The following is a 3,272-nucleotide window of genomic DNA, read 5'->3' as shown; positions in this document are numbered from 1 at the left end:
GTCTGTCTGAGATAAGTACCTAATCAGGCAAAAATGGCATGAATTTTGGTAGCGCAAGGCGCCGCTACTGCGCGGTGAGGCGCTGCGCCCAACGAGGCAGGGGGTGGACCAACGGGGTCAGGGCAGCTGGGGAACGGACGGCGGCCCAATGCGGGCCACGTGTTCATACAGGTCGGCGTTCACAAACTCCAGCGGCGGACCCAGGATGCCTTCGCGTACCAGGGCGCGGTAGAGCGTGGATTTACCCGCACCATTGGGCTCGGCCAGCAGATGAAACCAACGGGGTGGCGCGTGAGGGCTGGCCGCCATGCGGGTCAGACCGGGGCGGCTTTGGTTTGATTCTCAAGGACCACTTCACGCACCCGCTGGGCCAGCGTGCCGCGCGTTTGGGCGGCCAGCAGGCGGGCGGTGAGGGCGTCCACCGACGCGGGGGCTGCCAGGGTGGCGGGGCGTGCCGCTGCGGCTTCGTAATGCTCGATGGCGCTGCGGGCTTCTTGCACGCTCAAGCCCGTGTGTTCGACGATCTGGCCCAGCGTGGCCCAGTATTCAATCTGGCTGGCCACCGAGCGGCGCATGGGCTGCGCGGCCTGGCGGGCCTGCTCCACCAGGTGGGCGGGGAGCTTGACGGAAGAAAAGGCAGTGGCAGACATGGCAATCTCCTGATTGGCGCATTTTGCGCCAATGGGGCGCCCGTGGCAAACGGGCCGGCGTGGCCGCGCCAGTGGGTTTCATCGGGCGATACCATCCCCCCTCGCACGTTCGCGCAGCGCGCAGGCTCCGCCGCCGGACACTCCACCACCGTACATGCCGCACAAAACTCCATGACCGCATCCCCCACACAGTCCGCCGAAGCATCTTCCACCCCCCGCCTGCGCTTCGCCGTGATGGGCGCAGGCGCCGTGGGCTGCTACTTTGGCGCCTTGCTGGCGCGGGCGGGCCATGCCGTCACGCTGATCGGGCGGCAGGCCCATGTGCAGGCCGTGCGCGACCACGGCCTGCGGCTGCAGACGGCGCTGCTCGACGTGCAAGTGCCCCTGGCGGCCAGCACCGAGGCCAGTGCGGTGCAGGGCGCCGACGTGGTGCTGTTCTGCGTGAAGTCGTCCGACTCGGAAGACGCGGCGCGCCAGATCCGCCCGCACCTCGCACCCGGCGCGCTGGTGCTGACCCTGCAGAACGGCGCGGACAACGACGAGCGCGTGCGTGCCGTGCTGGATGCCAGCACGCCCGTGGCCGCCGCCGTGGTCTACGTGGCCACCGCCATGGGGGGCCCGGGGCATGTGGTGCACCACGGCCGGGGCGAACTGGTGATCGCGCCGTCGCCCCGCAGCGACGAGGTGGCCCGCCAGCTCACGGCGGCCGGCATTCCCACGCAGATCTCGGACAACGTGCGCGGCGCGCTGTGGGCCAAGCTGGTGCTCAACAGCGCCTACAACGCGCTGTCGGCCCTGTCGCAGCAGCCCTATGGCCCGCTGGTGCAGGTGCCTGGTGTGACGCAGGTAATTGCCGACATCGTGGCCGAGTGCCTGGCGGTGGCGGCTGCCGATGGCGTGACCATCCCTGGCGACGTGCAGGCCGCCGTGCGCGGCATTGCCACCACCATGCCCGGGCAGTTTTCATCCACCGCGCAGGACCTGGCACGCGGCAAGCCCACCGAGATCGACCACCTGAACGGCTATGTAGTCAAGCGCGGTGCAGCGCTGGGCGTGCCCACGCCGCTCAATCATGCGATGCAGGTGCTGGTGAAGCTGGCGGAGATGAAGCCTGCATCTGCATAGTCCGCAGCGTGACGCGCCGCACGCGCGGGTGGCGGCAAGCGCTGGAAACTATTAAATTGATAGCTGTCGGCGCTTGATGGTCAAGCGCTGATGGCCAAAAACCATCAAAAAATGCTCAGTGCCTTGCGCAGGAAACATCCCCTGGGGCAGTGCGCAACGCCATAGGGGAGATTCACGCCGGCTCAAGCGCCCGGCGCCGTGCCCGGCACCGGCACCCGCACGGCCCCTTCGGCGTAGAACGCCTGCAGGTTCTCCAGCACCAGGTCGGCCATGGCGCGGCGGGTTTCGTGGGTGGCGCTGGCGCTGTGCGGGGTCAGCACCACGTTGTCCAGGGCCATCAGTGCGGCGGGCACCTCGGGTTCGTTGTCGAACACGTCGAGGCCGGCACCGGCAATCGTTCGATCCGTCAGCGCCCGCACCAGCGCGGCCTGGTCGACCACGCTGCCGCGCGCCACGTTGATGAGAAAGCCCTCGGGGCCCAGCGCGTCAAGCACGTTCTGGTTGACCAGGTGGCGCGTGCCGGCGCCGCCAGCCACCGTCAGCACCAGGTAGTCGGCCCATTGCGCCAGGGCCTGCAGCGACTCCACATAGCGCAGGTCCGTGCCCTCTGCGGGGCGCCGGTTGTGGTAGGCCACCTCCATGCGAAAACCTGCGGCGCGCTCGGCCACGGCCTGGCCGATGCGGCCCATGCCCACGATGCCCAGGCGCTTGCCGGACACGCGGCTGCCCAGTGCAAACCGGCCCTTCTGCCAGTCGCCCCGGCGCACGAAGCGGTCGCTGGCGGCAATGCCGCGCGACACGTCCAGCAGGAGCGCAAACGCCATGTCGGCCACGCAGTCGTTGAGCACGCCGGGCGTGTAGCCCACCTGGATGCCGCGCGCCTTGGCGGCGTCGATGTCCAGCGCATCAAAGCCCACGCCGAAGCTGCTGATGACTTGCAGCTTGGGCAGGGCGGCAATGACTTCGCCCTTGAGGCCGATGGCTGCGGTGGTCACCACGCCGGTGAATTCAGCGCCATGCTGGGCGAGGAAGGCGGCTGCATCGGGCTGGTCGGCCAGGCAGGTGACGGCGTAGCGCGCGGCCAGTTCGGCGTCCAGCGCGGGCAAGGGCATACGGTTGATTTTCAGGACGCGGGGCAGGGGGGTGGTACTCATGGTTTCAAACAATCACAGAAGAAAGATGGCTGGGTGCTTGCTGCAGCCCCTGACCCCACGCTGGCTAGAAGTCCGCGCGGCAGAAGGAGCATCGGCTGCACCACGCGATCCTCGGTTTTTGCGCGCTCCGCTTCGATGCCTTCGATCGCCCAGACTCCTGGAAATGACAAAGGGCCTGGCTAGCCAGGCCCCACAGGGATTGCCTGTCGCAGGCGAGTTTATTGCGGCCCGAGCTTCTTGATCAGCGCGGCCAGCTCTTCCATCTCGGCCGGCTTGAGGTCCGTCAGCGGCGCGCGCACCGGTCCGCCGTCATGGCCGACGATCTTGGCGCCGGCCTTGATGA

Annotated in this window: 4 protein-coding genes and 1 pseudogene; 1 reads left to right on the top strand and 4 read right to left on the bottom strand. The window is 68.2% G+C overall.

Features of this window, described 5'->3' with window-relative positions; all coding sequences use genetic code 11:
- Positions 1-117: 117 nt before the first annotated feature.
- Together ACOQFS_RS09715 and ACOQFS_RS09710 are read right to left on the bottom strand one after the other, a co-directional pair.
- On the bottom strand, positions 118-309 hold the full coding sequence (locus ACOQFS_RS09715) for a hypothetical protein (RefSeq protein ID WP_421562690.1): 192 nt from the start codon (positions 307-309) through the stop codon (positions 118-120).
- Between the two features lie 5 nt (positions 310-314).
- Positions 315-650: a TA system antitoxin ParD family protein gene (locus ACOQFS_RS09710; protein ID WP_421562689.1), complete on the bottom strand. Its 336-nt coding sequence runs from the start codon at positions 648-650 to the stop codon at positions 315-317.
- Positions 651-821: 171 nt separating this feature from the next.
- On the opposite strand from ACOQFS_RS09710, the gene ACOQFS_RS09705 reads away from it, so the two are divergent.
- A complete protein-coding gene (locus tag ACOQFS_RS09705) occupies positions 822-1,775 on the top strand; it encodes a ketopantoate reductase family protein (RefSeq protein WP_421562688.1) in 954 nt (317 codons plus the stop codon).
- Positions 1,776-1,957: 182 nt separating this feature from the next.
- Here ACOQFS_RS09705 and ACOQFS_RS09700 read toward each other — a convergent pair whose 3' ends face one another.
- Together ACOQFS_RS09700 and ACOQFS_RS09695 are read right to left on the bottom strand one after the other, a co-directional pair.
- Positions 1,958-2,929: a 2-hydroxyacid dehydrogenase gene (locus ACOQFS_RS09700; RefSeq protein WP_421562687.1), complete on the bottom strand. Its 972-nt coding sequence runs from the start codon at positions 2,927-2,929 to the stop codon at positions 1,958-1,960.
- A gap of 218 nt (positions 2,930-3,147) precedes the next feature.
- Positions 3,148-3,272: pseudogene (locus tag ACOQFS_RS09695) on the bottom strand (5-dehydro-4-deoxyglucarate dehydratase); the annotation flags it as partial.

The organism is Paracidovorax sp. MALMAid1276 (assembly GCF_049198005.1).
In the GTDB taxonomy this organism is placed as follows: Bacteria; Pseudomonadota; Gammaproteobacteria; order Burkholderiales; family Burkholderiaceae_C; genus Acidovorax.
The sequence above is the reverse complement of the archived record's forward strand: the minus strand, read 5'-3'. Positions and strand labels throughout refer to the sequence as shown.